The following is a 26408-nucleotide window of genomic DNA, read 5'->3' as shown; positions in this document are numbered from 1 at the left end:
CCCTGAAGAACGGTCCGGATGCGGGGCCGTCACGGCCGAAGCGGGGGCATCGCGCGCGTTCGAGGCGGCGTTCGAGCCTGCGGGCCCGCCGGGGCCGCCACGACGTTCCGGCAGGGGCACAGGGGTCAGGCGTTCCACCACTCGTCCGTGCCGCAGCCGACCTCGTAGTGCCACCACCCTTCGTCCCGGCCCTGGTTCAGGAGGGCCTTGATCCCGGCGAAGTCCGCGCCCGCCTCCGCGGTCAGGGCCAGCATGGGGAAGTCCTCACTGAAGACCTCGCCGCCGAGCCCGAACGCCGAAAGGCGCTCGTGCACCGCCTGCGGGCTGCGCCCCAGGGGACCGGTGGGCGCGGGCACCACGCGGATCGTGCAGTTGCCGGAGGAACTGACCCGCCCGACAGCCCAGTGGAGCCCCTCGGAGTCGGTCCGGTACCGCACCACATCGCCCTCGGCCACCCCGTCCTGCAGGAAGGGGCAGTTCTCCACACTCGCGGTGTCATCGCCGAGCCTCGTCGCCCACAGGCCCTCGGTGTCCTGCGGGAGCCACCCCTCGCGCGGGACGAACCGGAACCACACCTTGATCTTCTCGACCGCGATCTCCATGACAGCCATCATGCGCTGATCGTCGACGACACCGCGGACCGGCCCGCGCCCGTGCGGGGCGCGGGCCGGATCCGGCCAGGTCCCGGGATCAGCGGGAGCCGGGGCGGGTGGCGCGGGCGTGGTCGGCCTCGAAGCGCTGGAAGGCCGCCTCCTGCCGCCACTCGACCTGCGCCTTAGGGCTGGCGTCCAGGAACCGGGCGCACCGCTCGCTCGGGTGCTCGGCGCCCTGCTGCTCGTGGGCACACGCCCCGGTCGGACGGTAGCCGGTGCGGACGTCACGGTTCCACAGGCCCCGGCCGGGCAGGAACGAGTGTTCCAGGGAGGCGCGGGCCAGGTCCTTCAGCTCCGGGTAGCCGAGGCCGTACATCTCCGCCGCCCTGCGGTACTCGTCGGTGATCTCGATCCGCGACACGCCCGGGTCGTCGGTGGCGAGGACGACCGGCACGCCGTGGCGGCGATAGGCGGCGAAGGGGTGCGCGTCGCCGGAGACGCGCAGGATCTGCTCGTTGCTGTGGAAGGGGACCTCCACCGCGATGCGCCGCTCGGCCATGTAGCGCATGAGCGACTCCCGGCGGTCCTCGTGCAGGACCGACACACCGTGCCCGATCCGCTCGGGGCGGCCGGTCTGGGCGGCCTCCCTGATGTGGAAGGTGAGGTCCTCCGGCTTGACCAGGGCGGGCACCAGCTCGCCCGCGTGCAGGGTGATGTGCGCCTTCGGGTACCGGGTCTTGAGGTAGTTCAGCATCCGCATGTGCAGGCGGTAGTCGCGCAGGGCGACCTCGCCGTCCTCCGGCTCCACTTGGTTGACGGCGACGAAGCGCGGGTCGCGTTCGGCCAGCCGCATGCCGAGCGCCATCTGGGTGAACACCCGCTCCGGGGTACCGAGGCGGGCGACGTGGGAGATCCAGCGGTACGGCAGGGAGCACCCGGCGTCGGGCTGCGGCTTGTCACAGTGCGCGGCGCTGCGGAACTCGGCCTCGGTGCTGTCGGCGTCGGCGCGGGCTTGCCGGACGACCGCGTCCAGGCCCCCGCCGGCGAGGATCTTGTCGTACATGCGGTCGAGGTGGGCGTCGTAGCCGACCCGGTCGGCGAGTGAACGCGCCTGGTCGGAGGCCGGGGTGATCATGGTTTCCAGGTAGAACTGGTTCTGCCGGGCCGCGGAGTTCGCGACCTCCGCGAGCATCCGGCCGGGGTGCCGCCAGGTCACCTCGCCGAACTTGCCGAAGGTCGCGAAGAAGTGGTCATGGCCGTTGCCGTCCGCCGGGAAGTCCTGCATCGACCAGGCCCGGATGACCTGCTGGCGGAAGGCCGCGTCGGTGACGGCGTCGGCGGCGGGGCGGATGCCGGCCCCGCACGGCGGGGGCACCGCGGTGGTGGTGTCGGTGGTGATGCACAGGCCGTCCCCGGCGGCGAGTTCGATCAGGAACTCGGTGGTGACCGCTCCGGAGAGGTGGTTGTGCAGGTCACCACCCTTGGGGAGGTCGGCGAAGAAGTCCCCGGGCCGGACCGGCGCGGGGGCCGGGGGCGTCACGGAGGCGGGGGCGGCGGCCGCGTACGCGGAGGCGGGTGCGAGCAGGGCGAGGGCGGAGAGCGCACCGATCAAGTGGGACGGGATCACGGGCACATGGTGGTGAAGCGGACCGCAGCGGGACGGTATGCCGGGCCGGGCGCCTCCCCGTGTCACCCGGGAGGCCCCGCAGAGGCTCGTTCCTTCCGGCGGGTACTGCATCCACCACCTGGGCGCAGGTGTCCGGGGTTGACCTGGCCCGAGTTGCGCTGCGGGCCGCCACGGAGGCGGCGCGGCAGAACGGCAGCGGCCAGAAGGCGGAGTCGAAGCCGCGGCGACGGGCGCCAGCAGGTGGGCCTTGGTGTGCCCGGATTCATCGGCCTGGGCGACGAAAGCCCGCCTGGAACAGGACCACGTCGAAGAGCGGCCCTGGGCGTGGGAGGACGGCCCTGCTTCGGCAACGCGTGGGGAGCATTCGCCAGCAGGCCTTGATGCCGATCCACCTCCGCGCCGGTTGCCCCGTCCGGGTGCCGTTCAGGGGTCGCCGGTTCAGACACTGGAAGCGGCGACACAACAGCACCCGCGCCAAGATCCGCTGCATCGGCGAGGCCGGGGCCCATGCGAGCAGTCGCTGCAGGGCGCGCTCCGAGAGGAGGAGCGCGAGCGCGGCGCGACCGGCGTCCGTTCCAAGGCTGCGCCGGCGGCCGACGCGGACCACGGGTACCGCGATGAAGGGCGCGTTGCAGCGGGTCGAGGACATCGCACCGCCCCCTCTCGTGTCCGTCGGTGCTGTTCGTCAGCGTTCACTACGCCGCCGACTCACAGTGGCCGCCGCCTTCCTCCCTCGCCAGGGCGTCGCAGGCGTCCGGCGGATCCGTGACCGGATCCGGGAAGGGGCGGAAGGGGTGCGAAGGCTGCCCGCCGAACTCGGGAGTCCGGCGGGTGTATGAACTGCACGGCAGTGGCGGCGGGATGGACGAGGAAGCCTGACGTCCCGACAGGAATGGCCGGCGGGGCCTTTGTTGTTGTGGAGCGGCCGATTACCAATCGTGGAACGGTCGCGGCATCCAGGCCCCGGACGACCGGAGTTCAGGACTTCGGCACGGTGTTGATGTAGTTGGCCCCGGCACTGTAGAAGCCGTCCACCGTTTTCTGGACCTCCGCCAGGGAAACAGCCTCTCCGGCTTTGTAGTAGAACCAGTTGACCTTCATGTCCCATGCGCGCGGACCGCCGGTGAAGGGAAGGTCGATGAACCAGTTGCTGAAGTGGATGTCCATTTTCTCGCGCGGTACGTACTTGCCCGAGCTGGTGAACAGCTCCTTGCCGTCCAGGGAATAGGTTGCCTTTCCGTTCACGGCGGTGATCATCATGATGTGCCAACCATCGAGGCGCTGCTTGGACGTGTGGCTGACTCGGTCCGGCGGATCGGCCTTGTACCAGCTGACGGTGTCGAGTTGCGGACCCACCGAACCCCAGCCGCCGTTCGGCAGGTACTCGTGGTCGAGTTCGCTGTAGTTCGCCGAGGAGTCCGAGGGGGATATCGAGAAGAAGGTCTGGACGACGTGGTCGCCGTTGCGACCGCTCGTGGGCTTGTTGCTGAAGTGGACCCGAGCGGCGTAGGTCCCCGTGAAGAGGCCGGTGCCGGTGCTCTGCACCTCGACCTGCCTGGTGCCCTGCTTGGTGCCGTCGGTGGAGGCCTGCAGTTGCAGGACCCTGCCCCCCTGGGCGGTCGTGTCGGAGGGGAAGCCGGCGCCGGCGCTGGACCAGGTGTCCTTGATCCCCGGGCTGCCCGCGCCGTTACGGACCTCCCAGCCGTTGGCGGTGAGCGAGGGGTCGTCGGGGCCGCTGTAGTGGAAGTTGTCGAACAGGGTTCCCGGCGGTCCGGACGGGGTCGGCGAGGCGCTGGGGGCCGCGGTATCGGCGCCGCCGCCGGATGCGGAGCCGCCGGAACACGCGGCGAGTACGCACAGGAGGGCAGGCAGCGTGAGCACGGTCCACACGCGATGACGAGAGGTGCGGCGGGACTGGCTCACACGGGCTCCTTGGGGCGTAGCGGCGGTACCAGGACACGCCCTATTTGCATGAGGATCAAATGACTGATCACACGAGGGGGGCATCTTAGCGTCGACTCGGAGGGTGTCTCGCAGGTGGTCGATAGATACCCGGAGACCCCGCGTCTCGCCTACTGATCGGTACATCCAATTGTCATCTCAATCCGATTACAGCACCTGAGCAGATCACGCCAAATGCATACATCGGGCCAAATTCGATTCAGGCCGGTGTACTAGCGTTCGCCCTGCTGTCCTGCGGTCTACGCACCCTGCACCGAAAGGCCTCGCAAGGTGCGCGCAATCATCAATTTCCATCGACCGCTGGCCGGCGCACCGGGCGGAGCCTGACATGTTTGAGTCAAATTCTCGGGAGTCCGCTCCCGCACCGGTATTCGTCGACCAGTCGGGTCTGCGCGGCCGTCTGCTGCGGGGCTTCGGCTGGCCGGTCTCCGTGGTCGGCGCGGTCCTGGCGGTCGCCATGGGCAGCAGTCTGATCGGTGTGCAGGCGGACGCCCCGGCGATGGGCATCCCCGTGCAGCCCTCACGGCCGGCCGCCCCGTCGCCCTCACCCGTGCCGTCGCTGTCGCCCAGCCCGTCGTCCTCCTCGTCCGCGCCCCGGACGGCCACGCGGTCTGCGACACCCCAGGCGAAGACCTCGGCCACCACCGCGAAAACCGCGGCCACCACGCGGAAGACCAAGGCCACCGCGCCGAAGAACGCGGCGACCACATCGAAGACCGCGACCACCGCGCCGCGCGGGGCAGCGCCCTCCGGCCGACCGACCCAGCACCCCTGATCGTCCGCACCACCCATCTTCAGGAGCGTCATTGTCCCGCCACCAGCGCCGCCGGCAGTCCCTGCTCAGGCCGCGCCGACTGGCCGCGCCACCGCTGCGCTTCTTCATGCCGCTGTCCCTGCTGGCCTGCCTGCTCGCGCTCCTCGTCCTGCGCGGCCTCGCCACCAACGAGGCGTTCCACGACTCCCGGATCGCGATCTCGGTCGACAAGACGACCGTGCCGGACAACCTGCTCAAGGGGGGCCCGATCATCGACGCGCGGGGCACCAAGAACGAGCACCCCGTGAGCTATCACATCCCCGACCGCACCGTGGTTCTGAGCTTCGACGACGGTCCCTCGCCGGAGTGGACTCCGAAGATCCTGGAGGTGCTCGCGGCCCGCGACATCCGTGCGGACTTCTTCGTGACCGGTGCGATGACCACGCGCAACCCGGAGCTGATCCGGCAGATCGTCGCGGGCGGCCACGAACTCGGCGTGCACACCTTCACCCACCCCGATCTGGTGTACCAGTCCCACGCCCGGATCAGCTGGGAGTTGGCGCAGACGCAGCTGGCGCTGGCCGGCGTCGCGGGAGTCCACAGCGCGCTGTTCCGCCCGCCGTACTCCTCCGATGCCTCGGCGCTGGACGACTGGAACTACCCGGTGATCAAGTACGTGGGCGCGCGTGGCTACCTCACCGCGTTCATCGACCGCGACACCGACGACTGGAAGCGTCCCGGCGTCGAGGAGATAGTCAAGGCGGCGATGCCGTCCAGGCCCGGTGCGGGCGAGCTGATCCTGCTGCACGACGCGGGTGGCGACCGTACCCAGACCATCGCCGCGCTCGTACAGATCATCGACAAGCTGCAGGCCCAGGGCTACCGCTTCACCACCATCTCCGAGGCACTCGGCGCCTCCAGCGCCACCGTGCCGGTGCACGGTTTCCAGCTGTGGGCCGGCAAGGGATTCATCTGGGCCACCCAGTTCGCCGTGCACACGCTGCCGGTGCTGGTCGCGCTGCTGGCCCTCGTCGGCTTCCTCAACTTCGGCCGGTTCGCGCTGATGCTCGTTCTCGCACCGATCCACGCCCGCCGCTCCAAGCGGCGGGATGTCTGGGGACCACCGGTAACCGAGCCGGTCACCGTACTGGTCCCGGCCTACAACGAGCGCGAGTGCATAGCCAACACCCTCGCATCCCTGGCCGTCAGCGATCATCCGATCGAGGTGATCGTCATCGACGACGGCTCGACGGACGGCACCGCGGACATCGTCGAGGAGATGGACCTGCCGTTCGTCCGGCTGATCCGCCAGGTCAACGGCGGCAAGTCCAGCGCGCTCAACACCGGTATCGCGGCAGCGTCGTACGACATCATCGTGATGATGGACGGCGACACCGTCTTCGAGCCGTCCACCGTAGGCGAGCTGGTCCAGCCCTTCGGCGACCCGGCGATCGGCGCGGTCGCGGGCAACGCGAAGGTCGGCAACCGTGAGAGCCTGATCGGCGCCTGGCAGCACATCGAATACGTCCTCGGCCACAACCTGGACCGCCGGATGTACGACATGCTGGGCGTCATCCCGACCATCCCCGGCGCTGTCGGTGCCTTCCGCAAGGAGGCCCTGCAGCAGGCCGGCGGGATGAGCGACGAGACCCTCGCCGAGGACACCGACATCACCATCGCGATGCTCTGCGACGGCTGGCGGATCGTCTACGCCGAGCGCGCCCGCGCCTGGACCGAGGCGCCCGCCAGCCTCCAGCAGCTCTGGTCCCAGCGGTACCGCTGGAGCTACGGCAGCATGCAGGCGATGTGGAAGCACCGCGGTGCTGTGACCTCCCGCGGCCCGGCCGGACGCTTCGGGCGACTCGGGCTGCCGCTCGTCGTGCTGTTCGGCGTGGTCGCCCCGCTGCTGGCGCCGCTGGTCGACCTGTTCCTGCTGTACGGCGTGCTGTTCGGGGACACCCCGATCACCCTCGGCAGCTGGGGCGGCTTCATCCTGCTCCAGGCCGCACTGTCCTGGTACGCCTTCCGGCTCGACGGCGAGAAGCCCTGGCATCTGATCAGCCTGCCGATCCAGCAACTGGTCTATCGACAGCTGATGTACATCGTCCTGCTGCAGTCCGCGATCACGGCGATGACCGGTGGCCGGCTGCGGTGGCAGAAGCTCCGCCGCACCGGCGAGGTCGCTGTACCCGTGGAGGCCTGACCGTGACTGCACCCATCGACCTCGGGCGTACCTACGACACCGTCCAGCTGAGGGTCCCCGCCGTGCTGCGGCAGGAGCCGGAGCCGCAGGCACCGCCCGAGCGCAAGGGCGGCCGGGACCGCTATTTCGACCTGCTGCGCGCGCTGGCGCTGGGCCGCGTGGTGCTCTACCACAACTTCGGCTGGTTCTGGCTGCCCCTCGTCTTCCCGTCGATGGGCGTGATGTTCGCGCTGGCCGGCTCGCTGATGGCCCGCTCGCTCAGCCGTCCCGCTCTCGGCGTGATCCGCGGCCGACTGCGCCGGCTGCTGCCGCCGATGTGGCTGTTCGGTGCCGTCGTGATCGCCCTCCAGATTCTCGACGGCTGGGGCCCCCACTCCGAGGGCCACCCCAGCTGGTGGTGGGCCAAGCTGGGCTTCTGGATCCTGCCGCTGAGCACCCCGCCGTACGCGGACGAGCTGGCCGGCTTCCAGCACCACGTGGAACACAGCTGGGCCGCGCAGATCACCGTCCCGCTCTGGTACCTCCGGGCCTACCTGTGGTACGTCCTGCTCTCACCGCTGATGCTCCGGGCACTGCGACGGTTTCCGGTGGTGACGCTGTTCACGCCCCTGGCGCTGACGATCGTCATGAACACGTTCTTCGCCGACCAGGAGTTCATCTACAGCCGTGTGTGGGAGACCGCCAACGACTTCGCCATGTTCGGCTCCTGCTGGATCCTCGGCATGGCCCACCAGGAGGGGCTGCTCAAGAAGATCCCGCAGTACGTACTGCCGTCCATCGCGCCGCTGATCATGGTGGCCGCCCTCTGGTACCTGCAGACCCGGCCGGTCGATCCGACCGTACCGACCGACATCGAGTCCTGGCCGATCGCCCAGGCCCTTTGGTCCCTCGGCTTCGTTGCCATCCTGCTCCACGTCAGCCCGTCCTGGAAGGAGTGGCCCAGGCCGCTGGAACGCTGGAACGGCCTGGTCAGCCTGCTCAACGCACGCGCCGTCAGCGTCTACCTCTGGCACCAGGTCGCCCTGGTGGTCGCCATCCCGCTGATCGACCCCCTCTGGAGCGTCCCCTTCGTCTACGCGAACTTCCAGTGGCTGCTGGCCAGCCCGTGGTTCACGCTGCTGGTGGCGATTCCGCTGGTCGGCCTCCTGGTGCTGACCTTCGGCTGGGTCGAGGACCTGGCCGCCAAGCGCTCGCCGCGGCTCTTCCCGTACGCGCGCCGCCGACGGGGCAGGCGCCGGGCCGCCGACTGATGGGGCGGTGACTGCGACCACTGCCCGGCCCGGAGTTTCAGGCCGCCTCGGGGGCGGCGTGTTCGTGCCGGGAGCCTCCTGGGCCCGTTCGAGGTCGAGCAGGCCGGTGCCCAGGGCCTGGTCGAGCGCTACGTGTCCGCGTACGGCGGGAACGACCCGGGCCTCGGGGTTGAGGCGGGCGAAGGCGGCGCGCAGCCGGGCGGCCTGGTCCGGTCCGACCAGGCCGGGCTTGTTGAGGACGATGACGTCGGCGAACTCGATCTGGTCCACGAGGAGGTCGCTGACGGTGCGTTCGTCGTCCTCGTACTGGTCGAGCCCGCGAGCGGCGAGTTCGTCGCCGCCGCGAGTTCCGGCAGGAGGTTCGCCGCGTCGACGACGGTGACCATCGTGTCGAGCCTGGCGAGGTCGCCGAGGGTGGCGCCGTCACGGGGGAAGGGGAAGGTGGCGGCGACAGGCAGCAGGGTGGTCTTTCCCGCGCCGAGGAACCCGGACAGGACGGTCACGGGCAGTGGGACGTACGTGGTCATGGGCCGCTCAGCCCTCGGGGCGGAGCAGGCCGCGCTCGTACGCCTTCACCAGGCGCTGCGGCACCTGGTACACCGAGCCGTCGACCGTGATCGGGGCGAGCTGTGGGGTCATGGCCTTCCACTGGGCCCTGCGGTGGCGGGTGTTGCTCCGGGACATCTTCCGCTTCGGGACTGCCATCGGTATCTCCTGGGTGAGTCGGGGTGTTGTCGTGTGAAGGGTCGCCGCCAGGTTGGCGGCGGCAGGAAATGGCTGGTGCCGCCGGCGGGTTTCCGCCGCGGCCTATCGGGAGCCGTACGGGAGCAGGGCCATTTCGCGGGCGTTCTTGATCGCGGCAGCGAGTTGTCGCTGTTGCTGGGCGGTGACGCGGGTGACGCGGCGGCTGCGGATCTTGCCGCGGTCGGAGATGAACTTCCGCAGCAGGTCGGTGTCCTTGTAGTCGATGTACGTGATCTTCGCTGCGTCGAGTGGGTTCGGGCGGGACTTGAGCGGTTTGTGGGGTGTTTGCCGGCGGGCCACGTGTGTTCCTTGTCGGTGAGTCGGTGAGTCGGTGAGTCGGTGAGTCGGGTGGTCAGGAGACGGAGCCGAGGAGGGAATCGAAGGCGGCGGGGAGGGATTTCCACGCCGCGGGTCCCGCCGCGTATTCGACGTCGGTGAGCAGGCACGACTCGAGGAGCTCCGCCAGCCCTTCGCGGTCGAGGCGGGGGAGGTGAAGACGAGGTGCTGGTTGAGGTCGAGTGCGTCGGCGCCGTGCGCGGTGACGACTTCGGCCATCGCCTTGGGCTCGACGGAGTCCCACAGTTCGACGACCGCCAGCCGGGTCAGGCCGCTGTCGGCCATTCGTTCCAGCTCGGGGACCAGGTCCTCGCGCAGCGCGCAGCAGGCGCAGTCGTCGACGAGGGGCGCCTCGCTCTGGGACAGCTCGCCCGAGGCGTCGCGCACCGAGCGCAGCACCGTGCCCGCCGGTGCAGCTGCGAGGTTGTGGTGCAGGGCGACGCTGCCGGGTACGGCGTGCAGCAGCCGGTTCACGACCTCCTTGCGGGCGTCCGCGTGGAGCCCGCCGACGATGACGACGGGCAGGGTCACGGCTTGCTCCCGTAGCGGCGCTGGAAGCGCTCGACGCGGCCGGCGGCGGCCTTGTTGCGGAAGCCGACGTGACGGCTGACCTCCGGGTCGAACGAGCGCAGCACCATGCGGCACGTGTAGCCGCTTTCCGCGGTGGAGCGGAGTTTGACGATCGGGCGTAGTTCGGTGCGTGCCATGCCGCTACTATACGGGAATGGAAATCATTTCCAATAACCACTCCCGTCCAGAGAGGGGCAGGTAGCACCTTGTCCGCCCACTGTCAGCTGACCGGCGCGAAGCCGGGCTTCGGCAACAACATCTCCCACTCGCACCGGCGTACGTCCCGCCGCTTCGACCCCAACATCCAGCGCAAGCGCTACTGGCTGCCGAGCGAGGGACGTCACATCCGCCTGACGCTGAGTGCGAAAGCGATCAAGACCGTCGACGTGATCGGCGTCGAAGCCGCGGTGGCGCGGATCCGCGCCCGGGGGGTGAAGGGCTGATGGCCAAGAAGAGCAAGATCGCGCAGAACGAGAAGCGCAAGGCGATCGTCGAGCGGTACGCAGCCCGGCGCGCCGCACTGAAAGAGGTCGTCCGGCGTCCGTCCTCGACGGAGACGGAGCGGGGCGCGGCGCTGGCGGAGCTGCGCAGGCAGCCCCGCAACGCGAGCGCCACCCGGGTGCGTAACCGGGACAGCGTGGATGGCCGGCCCCGCGGGTACCTGCGGAAGTTCGGGCTCTCGCGCGTCCGGATGCGTGAGCAGGCGCACGCCGGATTCCTGCCCGGAGTCACCAAGTCGTCCTGGTAGTCACCGCAGTGAGTGTGCGTGGGTCCGCATCTCCGGCGAGGTGTGGGCCCACGCGTCGTCGGCCGATTCGGCGCGGTACATGCGGAAGCCGCTTCCCCGTCACCGTGGCGTCCGTACCGCGCCCGGCCGTCACCGCTGCGTGCGGTGCGGCCCGGCTGCCTTCCACACGGTCGAGCCGCGCCGGTCGGTGACCTCGGTCAGCAGGTTCTTCCCGTCCCTCCCCACGACTCGTCAGGCCCGGGACAGCGGATCTCCGGCCGGACCCGGAGACGAGGATCCGGAGGATCAACAGCTGTGGGTTGCCAGACTTTACCCATCGGTCGACCAACCAACAGTGCAGGTCACGTAGTTTCTGAGGCATCGGAAGGCGGCCGGTGGACGTTCCGCCGGGCCGGGAAGGAGAAGTGTGTCGTGACCCTGATCAACCTGATGAACACCGCAGCGGATCTCCCGGAAGGGTGGCGTTCGCTGGTGCTGGGGGAGGTGGGTACCGCCTGCGTGAAGCTGCTGAGGATGGACGAAATGCCCGTGGAGCCTGAGAGCCACGGAACACCCGAGGCCCTGCTCGTCCTCGACGGGCAGCTCCGACTCGAAGTCGGCGGCCGAACCATTCCGGTAAGTGCCGGCGAGCTCTACATGATGCCGGCAGGAACCACTCACGCGGTCGGCCCCGAAAGCCGGGGCACACTCGTGATCGTGGAACTCCGAGAAGACGAGCTCGAAGACTCCCGGGAGGTCGGCACCGGCTGCCGCACCGATCAGGATGCCGGGCGAGAGCCGGCCGAACTCCGGTACCTGGAGCGGCACGAACACGATCGGCGTGCACGATCGGCGTGATGCCGAGGGTGACACCGAGCGCCCCCGGCAGGTCGAGCCTCCGAGGGGTCCGGGTGCGCCGCGGGTCCTGAGGGGTCAGCCCTACGGCGGCGCGCGGCTGCGGCGATCCCCCCATCACCCAGCACGCCGAGACGCGCGTGGCAGTGATTCTGCGATCCATGGCAGCCGGGCCACTCGTGAACTTCCGCCCCGGCAGCGAGACTTCAGGTCGCGCCAGACTTCCCGCTCGGCCGCAGCGCCGCGTACACGAGGTGTGTTCCCCGTGCCGAGCAGACCATGCGGCCTGTGGGGAGTGCGGGGCCGACGACACGACAGGCCGGGGACCTCAGTACAGCGGGCCGGTGGGAAACCCGTGATCCGGCGGGAACGGATCGGGCAGGACGGGAGCCGGCTGAGCGGCGGCTCCCTGCGCCCGCCGGACGGCCAGGCGTGCGGGCCACTCGGCCGCCCACATGATCGCGGCGGCTCCGGCCAGCTGCCAGAAGCCGTCGGCGTGAAGCTGGGGGTCCACGAACGCGAAGGCCGCGCAGATCAGCCACAACACCAGGCAGTGGTAGGCGACGAGGACGATCGAGGCGACTCCCGGTACGGGCAGGGACAGCGTGATGCGCGGCAGCATGAAGAGGGACGCCGCGGCACACAGGGCGAGCGCCTGCCGCCACCCCGGCGCAGAGTCGAGCCGGACGCCGTCCAGGACGAGCGCGGCGAGCGCGAGTCCGGCGGCATTGAGCAGTACGGCGGCCAGCGAGCGCGCGGCCGCGCGGCTGGTGCGACGGCGGAACAGGGCGAAGAAGGTCCCCACCGTGGTGGCAACGGCCGCGACCAGCAGCCCCGAGACGAAGACCGGCCACAGTCCGGCCAGGCGCGCAGACAGACCTGCGGCGCCGCAGATCCGTACGCCGGCCCAGAGGGTGAGCGGATACACGGTGGGCAGGACCAGCAGGTTGACCAGGGTCTGCAGCACGCCGAGGAGCATCAGACGACGCACCGGGGCGAAGAACTCCCGGTCTGAGCCCCAGAGGTCGGGCTCCTCCGCGAGGAGCTCCCTGGCCTGTCGCAGGGACGGCCGCATCAGGAGAGCCGTCAGGCTTGACACCGCCCATATGCCTGCGCTCACGAAGGTGGCCATCAGCGCCACCGCGAGTACCTGTTGGCCTGCCGAACCGGTCAGCCGGAAGTCGGCGACCAGGAGCGCGGCCACCGCCACGCCGGCAGCCACCGAAGCCAGTCGCAGCATGACGCTGGCGCCCCTTCCCGTACGTCCGTGCCCGAGCCCGGTATTGACCGTCATCGGCCCGCCCCCTCATGAGTCGCGACTCCGACAGAAGGCATGCCCTGCTTTGGCCCTCACCAGCCGTGTGGGCCACGCCGGTCCGGCAAAGCCGAACAGATCTCGCCAGGGTGAGAGGTTGTTGTCTTTCCGGGCTTGAGGACTGCGTTCTCGCTGGTCAGGCATAGGGTCGGCGGTCTCGTGGCAGTGGTGTCGTGTCGTGTCGTTGCTTTGGTGGAGGTCGAGGATGCCGTCGGTCGTGGGACTGCTGGAACAGCGTGAGCTCACCGCTCGCCGTCGTGTCGACGATCTGCGGGAGGAGGCCGACCGCCTCCAGGCGGAGCTGGCCTTGGCTGAGCGGGAGTGGAACGAGTGGGTCATCGCCCGCTCACGCGTTGGCGCGGTACTGGCCCCGGGCAACGACGCCGTCGTCGGCCCCGCCGCCTCCGAGGGTCTGCCGGCTCCCGGTGTGCAACCGGCGCGGCCCGAACCGGCGGAGGCGGCGAAGCCGAAAACAATGGTGCCGGTGTGGCGCGCGGGGCTGGCCTGGTCGGCGCTGTCGGTGGACTACCAGCGCATCCTGCAGGCCCTCAGCGACCGTAACCGACTCGGTCAAGGAGCGTTGACGTGCCAGGAGATGGCCGCCTGCTTCGGCCTGGACCGCGTACCGGGAAAGGTGGAGGCACTGCGATCGAAGGCCAAGCGGCTGACGGCGCGCGGCTGGCTGATTGAGCCGGCACCTGGCCGATTCACGCTCGCGAAGGACGTGGCCGGGCAACGCGGCGGGTCATGAGCATCGTCATCGACCAGTAGACCATCGCCTCCGCGCTGGCGATGGAACGCTCGAAGTCGCGCACGAGACGGCGACTTCGCATCAGGTGGGCGAAGAACCGCTCGACGATTCACCGCTTGGGCAGCACGACGAAGCCGCGCATGTCGTCGCTGCGTTTGACGATGGCGAGGACCAGGGCGAGAGCCGCGAGGCAGTACTCGACGAGGCTGCCGGTGTATCCGCCGTCGGCCCAGACCAGGGCCAGCAGGTGGTGCGCGGCAGTGACCTGGGTGAGCAGGACCTGGGCCGCAGCGCGGTCGCCCACATCCGCTGCGGTGACCATCACCGCGAGCAGCAGGCCAAGGGTGTCGACCACGACGTGCCGCTTGCGCCCGTTGATCAGCCTGCCGCCGTCGAAGCCACGGCTGTCAGAGCCGACGACCGCGTCCGCTTTGACCGACTGCGAGTCGATCACGCCCGCGCCCGGCTCCGAGTCCCGCCCGGCCCGCTCGCGGACCAGGCGGCGGAGCCGGTCGTGGAACTCGCGGACCAGATCGTGGTTGCGCCAGCGCCGGAAGAACGCGTAGACCCGGTCCCACGGTGGGAAGTCGGCAGGCATGGCCCGCCACTTCGTGCCGTTGTCGACCAGGTAGCGGATCGCGTCCAGCATCGCGCGGTGGCAATAAGCCTCCGGTTGCCCGCCCCGGCCCCGCAGCCAGCCCGGCACCGGCAGCAGTGGCCGGACCACCGCCCACTCGGCGTCCGACATGTCGGTGGGATACCGACGCTCGCGCGCCCCGTGGTCTCTGGCGTTCCCGAACCTGTGAGCCAGACAGTCACACGCGAGAGTGGCTGAAGTGGACCCCACTCCCGCGTTGCCGTAGAAATGCGACAACAGGACCTCCTGGACCGCACGTTGGCTTCGACACCCTTCGAGCTACCAAGAGGCCCTGCTCTCATGCACGGCAGCCGCCGCAGTCACCCGATCGACTGACTTCTCGACGAGATCGGGACGACGACAGTCGCGTCGCTTCTCGTGATCGCTGGGACGGACAAATTCGCACTGCCATCCAGGTAGACGGTCGGCTTGGTGACGCCCCGAGGCCGCCTCGCGGGTTTGAGCCCGGTGCCGCGACTGACGAACCTGGCGAAGAGTCGTGTCTTACCGGCTCGAGGCGCGGCCAACCGCCCCGCTACGTCCTACCTCTCCTCCGGCTCCCAGGCGCGGAGCAGGTCGAGCAGCCCTGAGTCTCCGTCAACGTGCAAGGAGTCGGCCTGGATCCGGTCGTACAGGTAGAGGACCAGCTCACTGGCCGTGCCGTGGACGGAGGCGCCGGCTGCGTCCGAGTCTTCGCCGGTCGCGGCGGTGGGCGCGGGGATGCGGGTGGTGCGTGCGCCGTCGCCGTCGACGGTGAGGCGCCAGGAGCGGCCCTCGGCGGCGTGGAAGTCGAAGGCCGTGGGCTTGTGCGGCCAGGCACTCGGCGTTGCGCAGACGGTGAACAGGAACTCCTCCACACCGTCGAGTGCCAGCTCGACCGGCAGCGGCTGCGGGGCGCCCCCGGCGAGCTGGGCGTCGTAGGTGTGCACCGCGGTCTCCTGGACCCGGTGCCGGGCGGTGCCGCCGGCGGTCTGCGGTGACTGCGACGCGGGCCACCACGTCCAGCAACCGCTCTCCGGTCCCGCCGCGCGCAGGGCGCCCAGCAGAAGCTGCGTCGACGCGTCCAGCCAGGCCAGCAGGGCCTCACGCTCCTGCGGCACTTCCAGCGCGGCGCGCGCGGCGACGGCCTCGGCCGGGGGAGCGTCGGCAGACCCCGCGCCGACGATGGCGGCCCAGAAACGGTCTCCCCCACCCAGGTGCTTCACCAGATCGAACAGCGTCCACCCGGGGCAGGTCGGCACCTGCGCGTCGAGACCGGGCGCGGCGGCGACCACGGCGCGGAAGGCGGTCGACCGTTCATCGATCAGTCGCAACAGGTCAGGGAACTCAAGATTCTTTTCCACGCCGGATGTCTATCACCGTGCTCCGGTGATCGGACAGCGATTTTCACAGTCGCCGCCGGTTGGCCATTGCGGACGTCCTCGCCTCCCACCGCTCGGGTGACAAGCTGCGCACTGCTGCGAGGACGCTGATGGTGGCGGTACGCCAGGCGTCGTGCCTGTGGGTGCTCTGGCCTCGCGGTGCGACCAGGCACCTCGGCGACGTGACGTCCACCCGGTGCGCGCGGTCATGCTGCCGCTCGATGTGATGGACGCGGAGGTCACGACGGCGGGGGAGGACCGGTAGGGTCGGGAGTTCAGGTGACTCCCGTTCGACCAGCACTCCTCAAGTTCGGAACAACAACAGCCACTGAGGCCACTCCCGGGCGGCCGCAGCTCGGCGAGCCCCCCGCGGTGCCAGAGCCGGGGCAGCCCGATGGGCAGGCTGCCCCGCAGGTCAGGTTCCGAGATGCGTGGCCGGTACTCGGATCAGCTGGCCCGATTCACCTCGTGTACCGCCAGCGCGACGAGCTCGCCGGCGACGAGCTCGCCCGCGTCGAGCCGGTCACGCCGGGCTTTTGGTTGGCATGGCCGGGCGCGTGCAGCTCGTTTCCTCTCCGTGCACGCGCCCGCGCGGGCGGGACGGCTCGCCCAGGCCGCTCCGCGCGCCCCGCGGTCGCCCGGTCCTCCTCAGCCGAGGGCCGCCAGGACGCGGTCCGGGGTGAGGGGGAGTGCGCGGATCCGGCAGCCGGTCGCGTGGTGGAAGGCGTTGCCGATGGCTGCCGCCGTGCCGACGATGCCGATCTCGCCGATGCCCTTGCCGCCCATCGGGTTGAGGTGCTTGTCGTGCTCGTCCAGCCAGTGCACCTCGATGTCGGGCACGTCGGCGTGGGCGGGGACGTGGTAGGCGGCGAGGTCGTTCTCGGTGAAGTCCCCGAAAGCCGGGTCCATGGTGCTGTGTTCGGTGAGGGCCATGCCCAGACCCATGACCATGCCGCCGACGAACTGGGAGCGGGCGGTGAGCGGGTTCAGGATGCGGCCCGCGGCAAAGACGCCCAGGAGCCTGCGGACCCGGACCTCGCCCGTGACGGTGTCGGTCTGCACCTCCGCGAAGTGGGCGCCGAACGCTTGCCTGGCGTACGGGGACTTCTGCTTGGCGGAGGCCGTCGTATCGGCAGGGACGGACACTCCGGCTTCCGGGATCGGGCCGGAGCGGCGGGCGAGCAGGGCGACCAGGCTTGTGCAGGCGTCGTGGACCGCCCAGCCCCAGGAGGCCGTACCGGCCGAGCCGCCGGCCACCGAGCCCTGCGGCAGCGCGGAGTGCCCGATCTCCACCGTCACCCGGTCCAGGGCGACCCGCAGCGCGTCGGCGGCGATCTGCGCCAGGACGGTGCGGGCGCCGGTGCCGAGGTCGGTGGCGTTGGTCTGCACGAGGTACGTACCGTCGGGGAGGGCGTGCGCCCGCGCCGAGGAGGGGGCGACGTACACCGGGTAGGTGGCGGCGGCGACCCCGGTCCCGATCAGCAGCGGGCCGTCCTGGCGCGGCGTGCGGTGCGCGGCCCAGTCGAACCGGGCGGCCCCCTCACGCAGGCATTCCACCAGATGGCGGCTGCTGAACGGGTGGCCGCTGTCGGGTTCTGCGCCGGGCTCGTTGCGGACGCGCAGCTCGACCGGGTCGATGCCGAGGGCGCAGGCCAGCTCGTCCATGGCCGACTCCAGGGCGTACATGCCGGGACACTCGCCGGGCGCCCGCATCCAGGAGGGCGTGGGCACGTCGAGGGGCACGACGCGGTGGGTGGTGAGGAGGGCGGGCGCGGCGTACATGACGCGGGCGGGGACGGCGGCCTGTTCGACGAACTCCCGGACGCGGGAGGTGTGGGTGGTGACCTCGTGGGCGAGGGCGGTGAGCGTGCCGTCCGTACGGGCGCCCAGGCGCACGCGGTGCAGGGTGGGCGCGCGGTGGCCGACGACGGCCGCGAGGTGGCGCCGGGGCAGGGCGAGGGTGACGGGACGGCCGGTGTGCCGTGCGGCCATGACGGCGAGGACGACGTGCGGGCGGGGGGTGCCCTTGCAGCCGAAGGCACCGCCGACGTGTTCGGAGACCACCGTGACGCGTTCTGCGGGCAGCCCGAAGAGGGAGGCCAGTGTGGAGCGTACGAGTCCGGACCCCTGGCTGGAGTCGTACACGGTGAGGGTGGCGGCGTCGGCGTCCCAGTGGGCGGTGGCGGCGTGCGGCTCCATGGGGTGGTTGTGCAGCGGCGGTACGGCGTACGCGCAGTCCACCCGGACCGGCGCGGCGGCGAACGCGGCGGCCGCGTCACCCTTCTCGCGATGGGCCGGATAGCCGCCGTTGACCTGTTCGGGGGTGTAGGCGGCCGGGTGGCCGGTGTGCAGTACGGCGTCGTGGGGCTCGGAGTCGTAGCGGACGCGGACGGCCGCCGCCGCGGCCCGGGCGGCCTCCGGGGTCTCGGCGACGGCCAGGGCCACATACCAGCCGCGGTGGGGCACTTCGGGGTCCTGGAGCACGCGGAGGGTGGGGTCGTCGCAGGGGCCCAGCCGGGGCGCGTCGTAGGGCGTGAGGACGGAGAGGACGCCGGGCAGAGCGAGTGCGTCGGCGGTGTCGACGGCGGTGACGCGTCCGCGGGCCGCGGTGGCGGGCACCGGCCATGCGTACGCCCGGTCCGGCAGGGTGTACTCGGCTGCGTAGCGGGCCTTTCCGGTGACCTTCTCCCGGCCCTCCAGGCGGGTGGCGGGGCTGCCGAGGGCGGTCGCCGGGGCGGCGGGGCTGGAGTCCATGGCGGGTCCTCGCGATCGGGGGCGGGGCGGAGGGAGGTGTCAGGAGCGGGAGCCGCGGGAGAGGGGACTCCCGGAGAGGGAGTTGAGCACGTCGCAGGCGAGGTTGCGGGCGAGGGGGACCTTGAAGGCGTTGTCGCGCAGCGGCTCCGCCGAGTCGAGCTCGGCCTCGACGGCCTCCCGCACGGCGCTCTCCATGGGGGCGGCGCCCAGCAGCCTTTCCTCGGCGGCGGTGGCGCGCCAGGGGCGGTGGGCGAGCCCGCCGAAGGCGAGCGCTACATGGCGGACGCGTCCCCCGGAGATGTCGAGCACGGCGGCGACGGAGACGAGCGCGAAGGCGTACGAGGCGCGGTCGCGGGCCTTGCGGTAGCGCGACGGGAGGCCGGCGCGCTCCGGCGGGAGCGTGACCGCCGTGACGATCTCGCCGGGCTCGATGACGGTGTCCCGTTCGGGGTGGTCGCCCGGCAGCCGGTGGAAAGCGGTCGCGGGCACCGTACGGGCGCCGTCGGGGCCCTGGAGTTCGACGGCCGCGTCGAGCGCGACGAGTGCCACGGCCATGTCGGACGGGTGGGTGGCGATGCACTGCGGGGAGTGGCCGAGGACGGCGTGGTCCCGGTGGACTCCGTCGCGGGCGCCGCAGCCGGTGCCGGGCTCCCGCTTGTTGCAGGGTTTGGCCACGTCCTGGAAGTAGGGGCAGCGGGTGCGCTGGAGCAGGTTGCCGCCGGTGGTGGCGACATTGCGCAGCTGGGCCGAGGCACCGGCCAGGAGCGCCTGGGACAGGGCGGGGTAGCGGGTGCGGACGAGGGGATGGCGCGCGACGTCGCTGCCCCGTACTCCGGAGCCGATCCGCAGGCCGCCGTCCGCGGTCTCCTCGACGGAGCCGAGCGGCAGGCCGGCCAGGTCGACGAGGGTGTCGGGGGCTTCGACCCCGAGCTTCATGAGGTCCACGAGGTTGGTGCCGCCGCCGAGGTACCGGGAGCCGGGCCGCGCGCCGTGGGCGGCGATGGCCTCGGCGAGGCCGGTGGCCCGCACGTACGCGAACGGCTTCACGCGACCACCCGCCCGTCACCGGGAGCCTGGGCCGGGGCATCGGCCTGCGAGACCGCGGCCACGTCCCGTACGGCGTCCACGATGCGGGGGTACGCGCCACAGCGGCACAGGTTGCCGCTCATCGCCTCGGCGATCCCGGACCGGCTGAGGTCCGCGGCCCCGGGGTCGGCGGCCGCCTCGGCGAGCAGGCCGGCGGCGGAGCAGAGCTGGCCGGGGGTGCAGTAGCCGCACTGGAAGGCGTCCCGTTCGATGAAGGCCTCCTGCAGTGGGTGCAGACCGCCTGTTCCGTCGCCGCCCAGCCCCTCCACGGTGGTGACCCGGGTGCCGTCGTGGGCGACGGCGAGCAGCAGGCAGCTGTTGGCGCGCCGGCCGCCGACCAGGACGGTGCAGGCGCCGCACTGGCCGTGGTCACAGCCCTTCTTGGCGCCGGTCAGGCCGAGGTGCTCCCGCAGCAGGTCCAGGAGGGTGACCCGGTGGTCCACGTCGAGCTCGTACCGCCGGCCGTTCACATGCAGCCCGACGCTGGAGCGGGTCTCCTGCATTGGATGCGCCACTGTTGCCCCTTTGCCCAGGAATATCGATAGACCTCCCCTCGGATAACCGGCCGGGGCGGATCTCACACCTCCCGTGTGGGACAAGCGGGTGCGTGGCGGTGGGGCGGTGGGCCCGGGCGCCGGACCGATCCGGCAGTCCGTCGGCAGGGCTGCGACCGCAAGCGGCCGACCGGCCGGCCTCGCCCGTCCTGCGGTCGCCCGGTGGCGTCGCGCACGCCGTCGCGCTGCCTCCCGGTGTCACAGGGGCCGATGGTTGAACCAGGCACGGCTTTCCGGCTGGTTAGGGCGGACGATCGCCAGGACCGCCGGCACGAGCCAGGCGAATCCCAGCAGGGGTATCACCTGGAAGAACGCCCAACTGAAGGGCAGGGCCGTCCACCCGTAGGCGAAGGCGGACACACGCAGATTCCGGTGGCGCGTGGGGAACTTGAGGGCGGCGGTGACACCCCATGCGGAGACCGCGAGGACGAGTAAGCCGGCGAACACGACCATCCCGGCATGATCCTCGCCCGGCGTGGTGCAACACGGGGTGGAGGCGTCACCGTCGCCCCAGATGGATGTGGCGACGGCCACGCTGTTGGTCACCAGAGCGACTCCGAGGAGGGCCTGCCCGCCGCCCAGGACCATCATCAGCACACGCAGGCTCCGTACGGCGTCCGGCATCCGCGCGCCGGGGGGAATCGGCTCGTGGGGGAGTTCTCCCGGCGCACCGGGGCCTCCCGGTCCCACCGGTCCCGGGTTGCCGTTCGCGGGCGACCGCTGCCAAGGCCGCCGGCCGCCTGTTTTCCCGTCGTCCGCGTTCATCCTGACGGTCCTTCCGCTGGAAAGGCCTCGCACCTGCGCGCCATGCTCCGGCGGCTCCGGCCGACTGTCCAGCCGCAATCCGGCCAGCGCCGCAGCACCGCTTCGACCGGGCCGCGTACCCCCCTCAGGCCACGGCATGGAGCCCCGCTACAGGGTGAGACGGTATCGAACCTCGGTGATGGACACCCCGTCGTAGTCGTCGGCCTGGACGGCACCGTCAGCGGCGTAGCCGGCTCGTTCGTAGAACCGGCGCGCCCGGGTGTTGTCGGTGAGCACCCACAGCAGGACCGAGCCGAAACCACGGGCCAGAGCACTGGCGTGCACGGCCCGGAGGAGCGTGCGACCGATGCCGGCCCCGATGAGGGAGGGCTGAACGTACAGAGCGTAGAGCTCACCCGCGGCCGTGGAGGAGGGTCCGAGGCACGCCCAGCCCACCACCCCACCCCGGGCGTCCACCGCCACCAGATCGATCGTGGCCTTGTCCGGCCTGGTGAAGTACTGCCTGCGCTGGTGCGCATCTGCTTCGACCGTCATGCGATCGAGGTAGGACGGGGGCACGATCCCGGCATACGCGGCCTTCCAGCCGGTCACCCGTATCTCTGAGACAGCCGCGACATCGGCTTCGGTCATCACGCGTACAGTCGACATCGCAGCACTGTACGAGACCTGTCATCGCTGCCACCTGGGAATTTTGCGCGGGCCGCCGCGCCGGGCGCCCGGCCGGGGCCCCGCGGCACCGGTCACCGTCCGTCTCGGATCCGGCGGTCCAGGAACTCGATCAACCGTGTTTCCGAACGGGCGATCCGTTCCCGTTGTTCGCGGGGGAGCGAAGCGAGGGCGTCGACGAGGACGCGCTTCCGGTGGATGTACACCATGTTCCCCGCATAGATCCGGCACCCCGAGCACCAGGCGAATCCGATGCACCGCTCGAACAGGGCGGACTCGGGCGGATGGTAGCGGTACTGGTACGAGCGGACGGGCGTCCCGCAGGCGGCGCAGACCCGTCGGTCCCCGTCGGGGACCGTGTCCCAGGTCGTGACCTTGCGCCAATGCTGCCGCCCGGCCGGTGCTCTTCAAGTCGTCATGCCGGGCATTCTCGATCACGCCGAGGCGCCCGTCCACCCGTTTCGACGCCGTCGGGGGCAGCCGTGGGCCATTCGGCCGGCCCTCTCGGTGAGAGCCGCGGATGCCGGGAAGACACCCGGGCCGCCAGCAGTGTGGATGGGCGGTGATCCGGTCCGTCAGGTGCCCGGTCACGGCCACGTGGAACCGGCCGCCACCGCTTTGGCGGTCCGGGCTGCGGAACGCGGCGATCGCCTGGAGGCAACCGGTGTCCGCGGGCCGATTGTTGATGGCTGGTGCTGAGGTCTCGGGCGCGGGTTCCCAGGGCCTGCGGGCATGGCCGCGGATGCGGAGCCCGTCGGCGAACTGCTCGAACAGCGAGAGCTTCCCGGTCGGGAGAACCCCTTGCCCAGGTTCAACTCTCGTAGCGGGAGACCAGGGTCCGTACGGTCGCGGTGATGAGGTCGCGCAGTTCGACCGGTGCCACGACCTCGACGTCGGCGCCCAGGCGCAGGAACTCCCCGTGGGCGTGGGCGATCGACTCGATGGGCACCCGGGCCTCCGTCCATCCGTCCCCCGTGGGTGTCACACCGAGGCGGCGGGCACCCTCCGGGGTGAGCCGCACCAGGGCCTCCCCGGTGTGCAGCCGGGCTCGGAAGCCGGCCAGATGACTGTTCCAGTGCCCGGCCAGGTCGAACCCGTCCGGAATGACGAACTGCTCCTCCAGCGGCCGGACTCCGAGGATCTGGTCGACCCGGTAGGTGCGGATCCCGGACGGCCCGCCCGCGACCGAGTACCAGCGGCCGGCCTTGAGCACGAGCCCGTACGGTTCCACCCGCCGCTCGATCTCCTCCGGCGCCCGCCAGCGCCGGTACCTCAGTACCACCGCCCGCCGCGCCCACACCGCGGCGGCGACCGAGGCCAGGTGAGGCGTACGGTCGGCATCGCCGTACCAGCCGGGGGCGTCGAGCAGGAAGCATTTCTGGATCCGTCCGGCGTGCTCGCGCAGCTCGGCCGGAAGGGCGGCCCGCAGCTTGAGCTGGGCGGTGGCGAGCGCCTTGCCGAGGCCGAGCTCGGCGGCGGCGCCGGGGAGTGCGGCGAGGAACGCGGCCTGCGCCTCGTCCGGGGTCAGTCCGGTGAGCCGGGTCCGGTAGCCGTCGACCAGCCGGTAGCCGCCCGCGTGTCCAGCCGCGCCGTACAGCGGGATACCGGCGGCGCCGAGCGCCTCGACGTCCCGGTAGACCGTACGGACGGATACCTCCAGTTCCCCGGCCAGCTGCTGGGCCGTCATCCGGCCCCGGTTCTGTAGCAGGAGAAGCAGGGTGACCAGTCGGCTCGCGCGCATGCCGCTCAGTATCCACTGACACTGGATGTCAGGAGAGTGCCCCTAGCGTGCGGCGCATGGACGACTTCGACTTCCTGCACGGCTCCTGGGACGTGGCCAACCGCCGTCTCACCGCACCGCTCGGCTCAGGCCCCGCCACCTGGGTGGAGTTCCCCGGTCACGCGGTGGTCCGGCCGCTGTTCGGGGGTGCCGGCAACATCGACGAGATCACTTTCCCGACACTCGGCCGTCAGGGCGTGACCCTGCGGCTGTTCGACCGCGAGACGGGGCACTGGTCGATCCACTGGTCCGACAGCCGGACGGGCCGCCTGGATCCGCCGGTGGCCGGCGGCTTCACCGGCGACCGCGGGGACTTCCACGGCGAGGACACCTACGACGGCCGCCCGATCGGGGTGCACTTCACCTGGCACCGCCTCGGCCCGGACACCGCCCGCTGGGAGCAGGAGTTCTCCTGCGACGACGGCCGCACCTGGGAGCTCAACTGGATCATGGACCTCACCCGCACCGGGAGCGCCGGCGCATGAGCATGGTCGAACTCCGGCAGTACACGCTCCACCCCGGAGCCCGCGAGACGCTGATCGAGCTGTTCGAGCGCGAGTTCGTGACCGGCCAGCAGTCGGTCGGCATCACCGTCGGCGGCCGGTTCCGCGACCTGGACGACCCGGACCGCTTCGTCTGGCTGCGCGCGTTTCCTGACATGACGCGCCGCCGGCGCTCGCTGGAGGCCTTCTACACCGGCCCGGTCTGGCGGGAGCACCGCGACGCGGCCAACGCCACCATGATCGACAGCGACGACGTCCTGCTGCTGCGCGGCCCGGGCTTCACACCGGAGCCGGGCGCCCGTGAGGTGGTCGCGACCGTCTGCCATCCGTCCGACGCCGCCGCCTTCGACTCGTACGCCGCCCGGCACCTGGGCCCGGGCCATGCGCTGCACCGCACCGAGCACGCCGAGAACGACTACCCTCTCCTGCCCGTCCGCACCGGGGAGGACGTCCGGGTCTGGTTCGGCCCGCCGGAGTCCCCGCCCTGGCCGACCCGTCGGCTGCGGCTCGCACCCGTGACGGCTCAGCCTCGCGCTTTCACGAGCGGGTCCGTCCGAAGCGTGATCAAAAACTGAATCCCTGCCGCTCACGCCCACGCCCACGCCAACGTCGGCGCCTGCACCCAGGTCCGGCCCTGCTCTGTCGGCGACCACTGCACACCTTGCCGCCGCCGTTCCCGGGCTTCCGTGCGCTCACGCACCGGGGTGGCCGCCGCAGCCACATGGACTTGTGCACCAGCTGCCGGCCACGCTCGTCTGCCCCCTGCACGACGCTGTGCTCGGCCAGTTCGCCGGTCTGTGCCCGCAGGCCGCTCGGGCCGGTCTGCGAGCTCTGCTACGCGCTCGCCCGCCGCGAGCCCGCGCGTGAACTGCGGACGCCGTCCCTTGGAGCGTGTGCTCCGGCGTTCGGGCGCGCTGTGCTTCCGTCATGATCCGCCGGACAGAACCCAGGCGATGTCCCTTCCCGCGCGTCCACCGTCCCCCCGGTCCTTCCGGGCCGCTCCGCCGCCCGGCCCCGCTCGCCGCGCCGGTCCGTGACCGCCGCCTTACGCTCGGGGCATGCGACGCCGCCCGATGCACATGTCTGACGAGGCCCTGGACACCCTGCGCTCCGCGCTGGTGGAGCTCCGTGCGGAGCTGAAGGTCCCTCTGGCCTTCCCCAAGCGCGTACTCAAAGCGGCCGACAAGGCAGCGGCCCAACCGCAACCGCACCACAAGGACGCCACCCACCTGCCGTTCTTCACGATCGACCCGCCGACCTCCAAGGACCTCGACCAGGCCATGCACCTGGAGCGGCGGCCCGGCGGCGGCTTCCGCGTCTACTACGCCGTCGCCGACGTGGCCGCGTTCGTCAGGCCCGGCAGCCCCCTGGACGCCGAGGCGCATGACCGGATCGAGACCCTCTACTTCCCCGACCTCAAGGTGTCCCTGCACCCGCCCGTGCTCTCCGAGGATGCGGCCAGCCTGCTGCCGTACAAGGACCGCCCGGCCCTCCTGTGGCAGCACGACCTCGACGCCGAGGGCAACGTGACCGAATCGTCCGTGAGCCGGGCCATGGTCCGCAGCCGGGCCAAACTCAGCTACCAGGGCGTCCAGCAGGCCATCGAGGACGGCACGGCCGAGGAGTCCGTCGCGTTGCTGCGCGAGATCGGCAAGCTGCGGGAGAGCGTCGAGATCACGCGCGGGGGCATCTCGGTGAACCTGCCGGATCAGGAGGTCACGTTCGAAGACGGATCGTTCCGGCTGAGCTACGTGGCGACGCTGCCGGTGGAGGGCTGGAACGAGCAGATCTCCCTCATGACCGGAATGGCCGCGGCCCAGATCATGATCGACAGCGGTACGGGGATCCTGCGGACCCAGAAGGAGCAGGCCGACCAGCACGTGGTCAGGCGCCTGCACGAGGTCGCCAAGTGCCTGGGCATCGACTGGGGCCCCGGTGTCTCGTACGCCGCGCTGGTCCGCAGGCTCGATCCGAAGAAGCAGAAGCACATGGCCTTCCTCACCGAGGCCACCACCACGATGCTCAAGGCGGAGTACACCATCTTCCGCGACTACCAGACGCCGGAGTACACGATGCACGCGGCGATCGCGGCCCCGTACGCCCACTGCACGGCTCCGCTGCGCCGCCTGGTCGACCGGTACACCGGTGAGCTGTGCGTGGCAGCGTGCGCGGACGAAGCCCCGCCGAAGTGGGTGCTCGACGCCCTGCACTGCCTGCCGTGCGACATGGCACGGGGGAAGGGAGGTGTCGCGGACCGGCAGACCGTGGACCTGGCGGAGGCCGCGGTGCTCATGCACCGCGTGGGCGAGGTGTTCGACGCTGCGGTCATCGACACCGACGCGGAGCGGAACGATCCCCTCAAGGGCAAGGTGTACCTGGCCGACCCCGCGGTGCTGGCCAAGGTCGCCTCGACCAACGGCCAGAGACTTATGCTCGGAGCGAGCGTCAGGGCCAGGCTCAAGCGGGCGGACCCCTCATCAGACGACGACAAAGTCCTCTTCACCGTGCCCTAACTTGATCTTTAACCTGTGCGGCGGGGTCGTGGGGTCGTCGGCTTCGCCTTCCTGGACGCTGCAGTGCCCGTTGTGCGGGGTGTGTGGACGTCATGACGTGGT

The 26408-nt window shown here is 70.9% G+C and carries 24 protein-coding genes and 3 pseudogenes; 10 read left to right on the top strand and 17 right to left on the bottom strand.

Annotated features, from left to right (window positions below; genetic code table 11):
• Nucleotides 1–125 precede the first annotated feature (125 nt).
• The 3 genes from ACFY04_RS17090 to ACFY04_RS17080 all read right to left on the bottom strand — a co-directional run bounded on the left by ACFY04_RS17090 (nt 126) and on the right by ACFY04_RS17080 (nt 4143).
• Nucleotides 126–614 (bottom strand): DUF4265 domain-containing protein, encoded by a 489-nt coding sequence (locus tag ACFY04_RS17090; RefSeq protein WP_389117424.1) that lies wholly within the window; start codon nt 612–614, stop codon nt 126–128.
• A 76-nt stretch (nt 615–690) separates the two neighbouring features.
• The gene (locus ACFY04_RS17085) at nt 691–2331 is read right to left on the bottom strand and encodes an adenosine deaminase (protein ID WP_389117422.1); all 1641 of its coding nucleotides are present in this window, start codon (nt 2329–2331) and stop codon (nt 691–693) included.
• Between the two features lie 867 nt (nt 2332–3198).
• Entirely contained in the window at nt 3199–4143 is a 945-nt protein-coding gene (locus ACFY04_RS17080) for a glycoside hydrolase family 16 protein (RefSeq protein ID WP_389117420.1), read from the bottom strand.
• Nucleotides 4144–4510: 367 nt separating this feature from the next.
• Here ACFY04_RS17080 and ACFY04_RS17075 point away from each other — a divergent pair, with 367 nt between their 5' ends.
• From ACFY04_RS17075 to ACFY04_RS17065, 3 genes are all read left to right on the top strand, one after another.
• A complete protein-coding gene (locus tag ACFY04_RS17075) occupies nt 4511–4957 on the top strand; it encodes a hypothetical protein (protein ID WP_389117417.1) in 447 nt (148 codons plus the stop codon).
• 94 nt (nt 4958–5051) lie between these two features.
• Entirely contained in the window at nt 5052–7139 is a 2088-nt protein-coding gene (locus tag ACFY04_RS17070; RefSeq protein ID WP_389117786.1) for a bifunctional polysaccharide deacetylase/glycosyltransferase family 2 protein, read from the top strand.
• Between the two features lie 2 nt (nt 7140–7141).
• Complete coding sequence (locus ACFY04_RS17065; RefSeq protein WP_389117415.1) at nt 7142–8389, top strand: acyltransferase; 1248 nt, start codon at nt 7142–7144, stop codon at nt 8387–8389.
• Nucleotides 8390–8455: 66 nt separating this feature from the next.
• Here ACFY04_RS17065 and ACFY04_RS17060 read toward each other — a convergent pair.
• The 5 genes and pseudogenes from ACFY04_RS17060 to ACFY04_RS17040 all read right to left on the bottom strand — a co-directional run.
• Nucleotides 8456–8847: pseudogene (locus ACFY04_RS17060) on the bottom strand (GTP-binding protein); the annotation flags it as partial.
• A 76-nt stretch (nt 8848–8923) separates the two neighbouring features.
• A complete protein-coding gene (gene rpmF, locus ACFY04_RS17055) occupies nt 8924–9094 on the bottom strand; it encodes a 50S ribosomal protein L32 (RefSeq protein ID WP_389117413.1) in 171 nt (56 codons plus the stop codon).
• A gap of 102 nt (nt 9095–9196) precedes the next feature.
• Complete coding sequence (gene rpsR / locus ACFY04_RS17050; RefSeq protein ID WP_389117784.1) at nt 9197–9433, bottom strand: 30S ribosomal protein S18; 237 nt, start codon at nt 9431–9433, stop codon at nt 9197–9199.
• Between the two features lie 180 nt (nt 9434–9613).
• Nucleotides 9614–10000 (bottom strand): annotated as a pseudogene (locus tag ACFY04_RS17045) (cobalamin biosynthesis protein CobW); the annotation flags it as partial.
• 50 nt (nt 10001–10050) lie between these two features.
• A pseudogene (locus ACFY04_RS17040) lies at nt 10051–10176 on the bottom strand (50S ribosomal protein L33); the annotation flags it as partial.
• A 69-nt stretch (nt 10177–10245) separates the two neighbouring features.
• Between ACFY04_RS17040 and rpmB the strand changes: the two are divergent.
• The 3 genes from rpmB (at nt 10246) to ACFY04_RS17025 (ending at nt 11624) form a co-directional block, all read left to right on the top strand.
• Nucleotides 10246–10482 carry a 50S ribosomal protein L28 gene (gene rpmB, locus ACFY04_RS17035; RefSeq protein ID WP_389117411.1) on the top strand — a complete coding sequence of 79 codons (237 nt, stop codon included), beginning with the start codon at nt 10246–10248 and terminating at the stop codon, nt 10480–10482.
• Nucleotides 10482–10787, top strand: coding sequence for a 30S ribosomal protein S14 (rpsN, locus tag ACFY04_RS17030; protein WP_389117409.1), 306 nt, complete (start codon nt 10482–10484; stop codon nt 10785–10787). Before rpmB ends, rpsN begins: the two co-directional genes overlap by 1 nt.
• A gap of 411 nt (nt 10788–11198) precedes the next feature.
• A complete protein-coding gene (locus tag ACFY04_RS17025; RefSeq protein WP_389117407.1) occupies nt 11199–11624 on the top strand; it encodes a cupin domain-containing protein in 426 nt (141 codons plus the stop codon).
• A 325-nt stretch (nt 11625–11949) separates the two neighbouring features.
• On the opposite strand, the gene ACFY04_RS17020 is transcribed toward ACFY04_RS17025, so the two are convergent.
• Nucleotides 11950–12861, bottom strand: a complete 912-nt coding sequence (locus ACFY04_RS17020; RefSeq protein WP_389117405.1) for a hypothetical protein — start codon at nt 12859–12861, stop codon at nt 11950–11952.
• 280 nt (nt 12862–13141) lie between these two features.
• Between ACFY04_RS17020 and ACFY04_RS17015 the strand changes: the two genes are divergently transcribed.
• Nucleotides 13142–13687: a hypothetical protein gene (locus ACFY04_RS17015; protein WP_389117403.1), complete on the top strand. Its 546-nt coding sequence runs from the start codon at nt 13142–13144 to the stop codon at nt 13685–13687.
• Nucleotides 13688–13796: 109 nt separating this feature from the next.
• Here ACFY04_RS17015 and ACFY04_RS17010 read toward each other — a convergent pair whose 3' ends face one another.
• The 8 genes from ACFY04_RS17010 to ACFY04_RS16975 form a co-directional block, all read right to left on the bottom strand.
• Nucleotides 13797–14435: an IS5 family transposase gene (locus tag ACFY04_RS17010; RefSeq protein WP_389117401.1), complete on the bottom strand. Its 639-nt coding sequence runs from the start codon at nt 14433–14435 to the stop codon at nt 13797–13799.
• 431 nt (nt 14436–14866) lie between these two features.
• Nucleotides 14867–15667 (bottom strand): maleylpyruvate isomerase family mycothiol-dependent enzyme, encoded by an 801-nt coding sequence (locus tag ACFY04_RS17005; protein WP_389117399.1) that lies wholly within the window; start codon nt 15665–15667, stop codon nt 14867–14869.
• Nucleotides 15668–16333: 666 nt separating this feature from the next.
• The gene (locus ACFY04_RS17000; protein WP_389117397.1) at nt 16334–18439 is read right to left on the bottom strand and encodes a xanthine dehydrogenase family protein molybdopterin-binding subunit; all 2106 of its coding nucleotides are present in this window, start codon (nt 18437–18439) and stop codon (nt 16334–16336) included.
• A 39-nt stretch (nt 18440–18478) separates the two neighbouring features.
• Nucleotides 18479–19486, bottom strand: a complete 1008-nt coding sequence (locus ACFY04_RS16995; RefSeq protein WP_389117395.1) for an FAD binding domain-containing protein — start codon at nt 19484–19486, stop codon at nt 18479–18481.
• Nucleotides 19483–20028, bottom strand: a complete 546-nt coding sequence (locus tag ACFY04_RS16990; protein ID WP_389117782.1) for a (2Fe-2S)-binding protein — start codon at nt 20026–20028, stop codon at nt 19483–19485. The genes ACFY04_RS16995 and ACFY04_RS16990 overlap by 4 nt, the downstream gene beginning before the upstream one ends.
• A 249-nt stretch (nt 20029–20277) precedes the next feature.
• Nucleotides 20278–20676, bottom strand: a complete 399-nt coding sequence (locus ACFY04_RS16985) for a hypothetical protein (RefSeq protein ID WP_158780963.1) — start codon at nt 20674–20676, stop codon at nt 20278–20280.
• Nucleotides 20677–20991: 315 nt separating this feature from the next.
• Nucleotides 20992–21492 carry a GNAT family N-acetyltransferase gene (locus ACFY04_RS16980; RefSeq protein WP_389117393.1) on the bottom strand — a complete coding sequence of 167 codons (501 nt, stop codon included), beginning with the start codon at nt 21490–21492 and terminating at the stop codon, nt 20992–20994.
• Nucleotides 21493–22321: 829 nt separating this feature from the next.
• Entirely contained in the window at nt 22322–23251 is a 930-nt protein-coding gene (locus tag ACFY04_RS16975) for a helix-turn-helix transcriptional regulator (RefSeq protein ID WP_389117391.1), read from the bottom strand.
• Nucleotides 23252–23307: 56 nt separating this feature from the next.
• Here ACFY04_RS16975 and ACFY04_RS16970 point away from each other — a divergent pair, with 56 nt between their 5' ends.
• The 3 genes from ACFY04_RS16970 to ACFY04_RS16960 all read left to right on the top strand — a co-directional run bounded on the left by ACFY04_RS16970 (nt 23308) and on the right by ACFY04_RS16960 (nt 26306).
• A complete protein-coding gene (locus ACFY04_RS16970) occupies nt 23308–23775 on the top strand; it encodes a hypothetical protein (protein WP_389117390.1) in 468 nt (155 codons plus the stop codon).
• Nucleotides 23772–24368, top strand: coding sequence for an NIPSNAP family protein (locus tag ACFY04_RS16965; RefSeq protein WP_389117389.1), 597 nt, complete (start codon nt 23772–23774; stop codon nt 24366–24368). The genes ACFY04_RS16970 and ACFY04_RS16965 overlap by 4 nt, the downstream gene beginning before the upstream one ends.
• A 483-nt stretch (nt 24369–24851) precedes the next feature.
• A complete protein-coding gene (locus tag ACFY04_RS16960; protein WP_389117387.1) occupies nt 24852–26306 on the top strand; it encodes a ribonuclease catalytic domain-containing protein in 1455 nt (484 codons plus the stop codon).
• Nucleotides 26307–26408: the final 102 nt, after the last annotated feature.

The organism is Streptomyces sp. NPDC001549 (assembly GCF_042894025.1).
Lineage (GTDB): Bacteria > Actinomycetota > Actinomycetes > Streptomycetales > Streptomycetaceae > Streptomyces > Streptomyces kutzneri.
The sequence above is the reverse complement of the archived record's forward strand: the minus strand, read 5'-3'. Positions and strand labels throughout refer to the sequence as shown.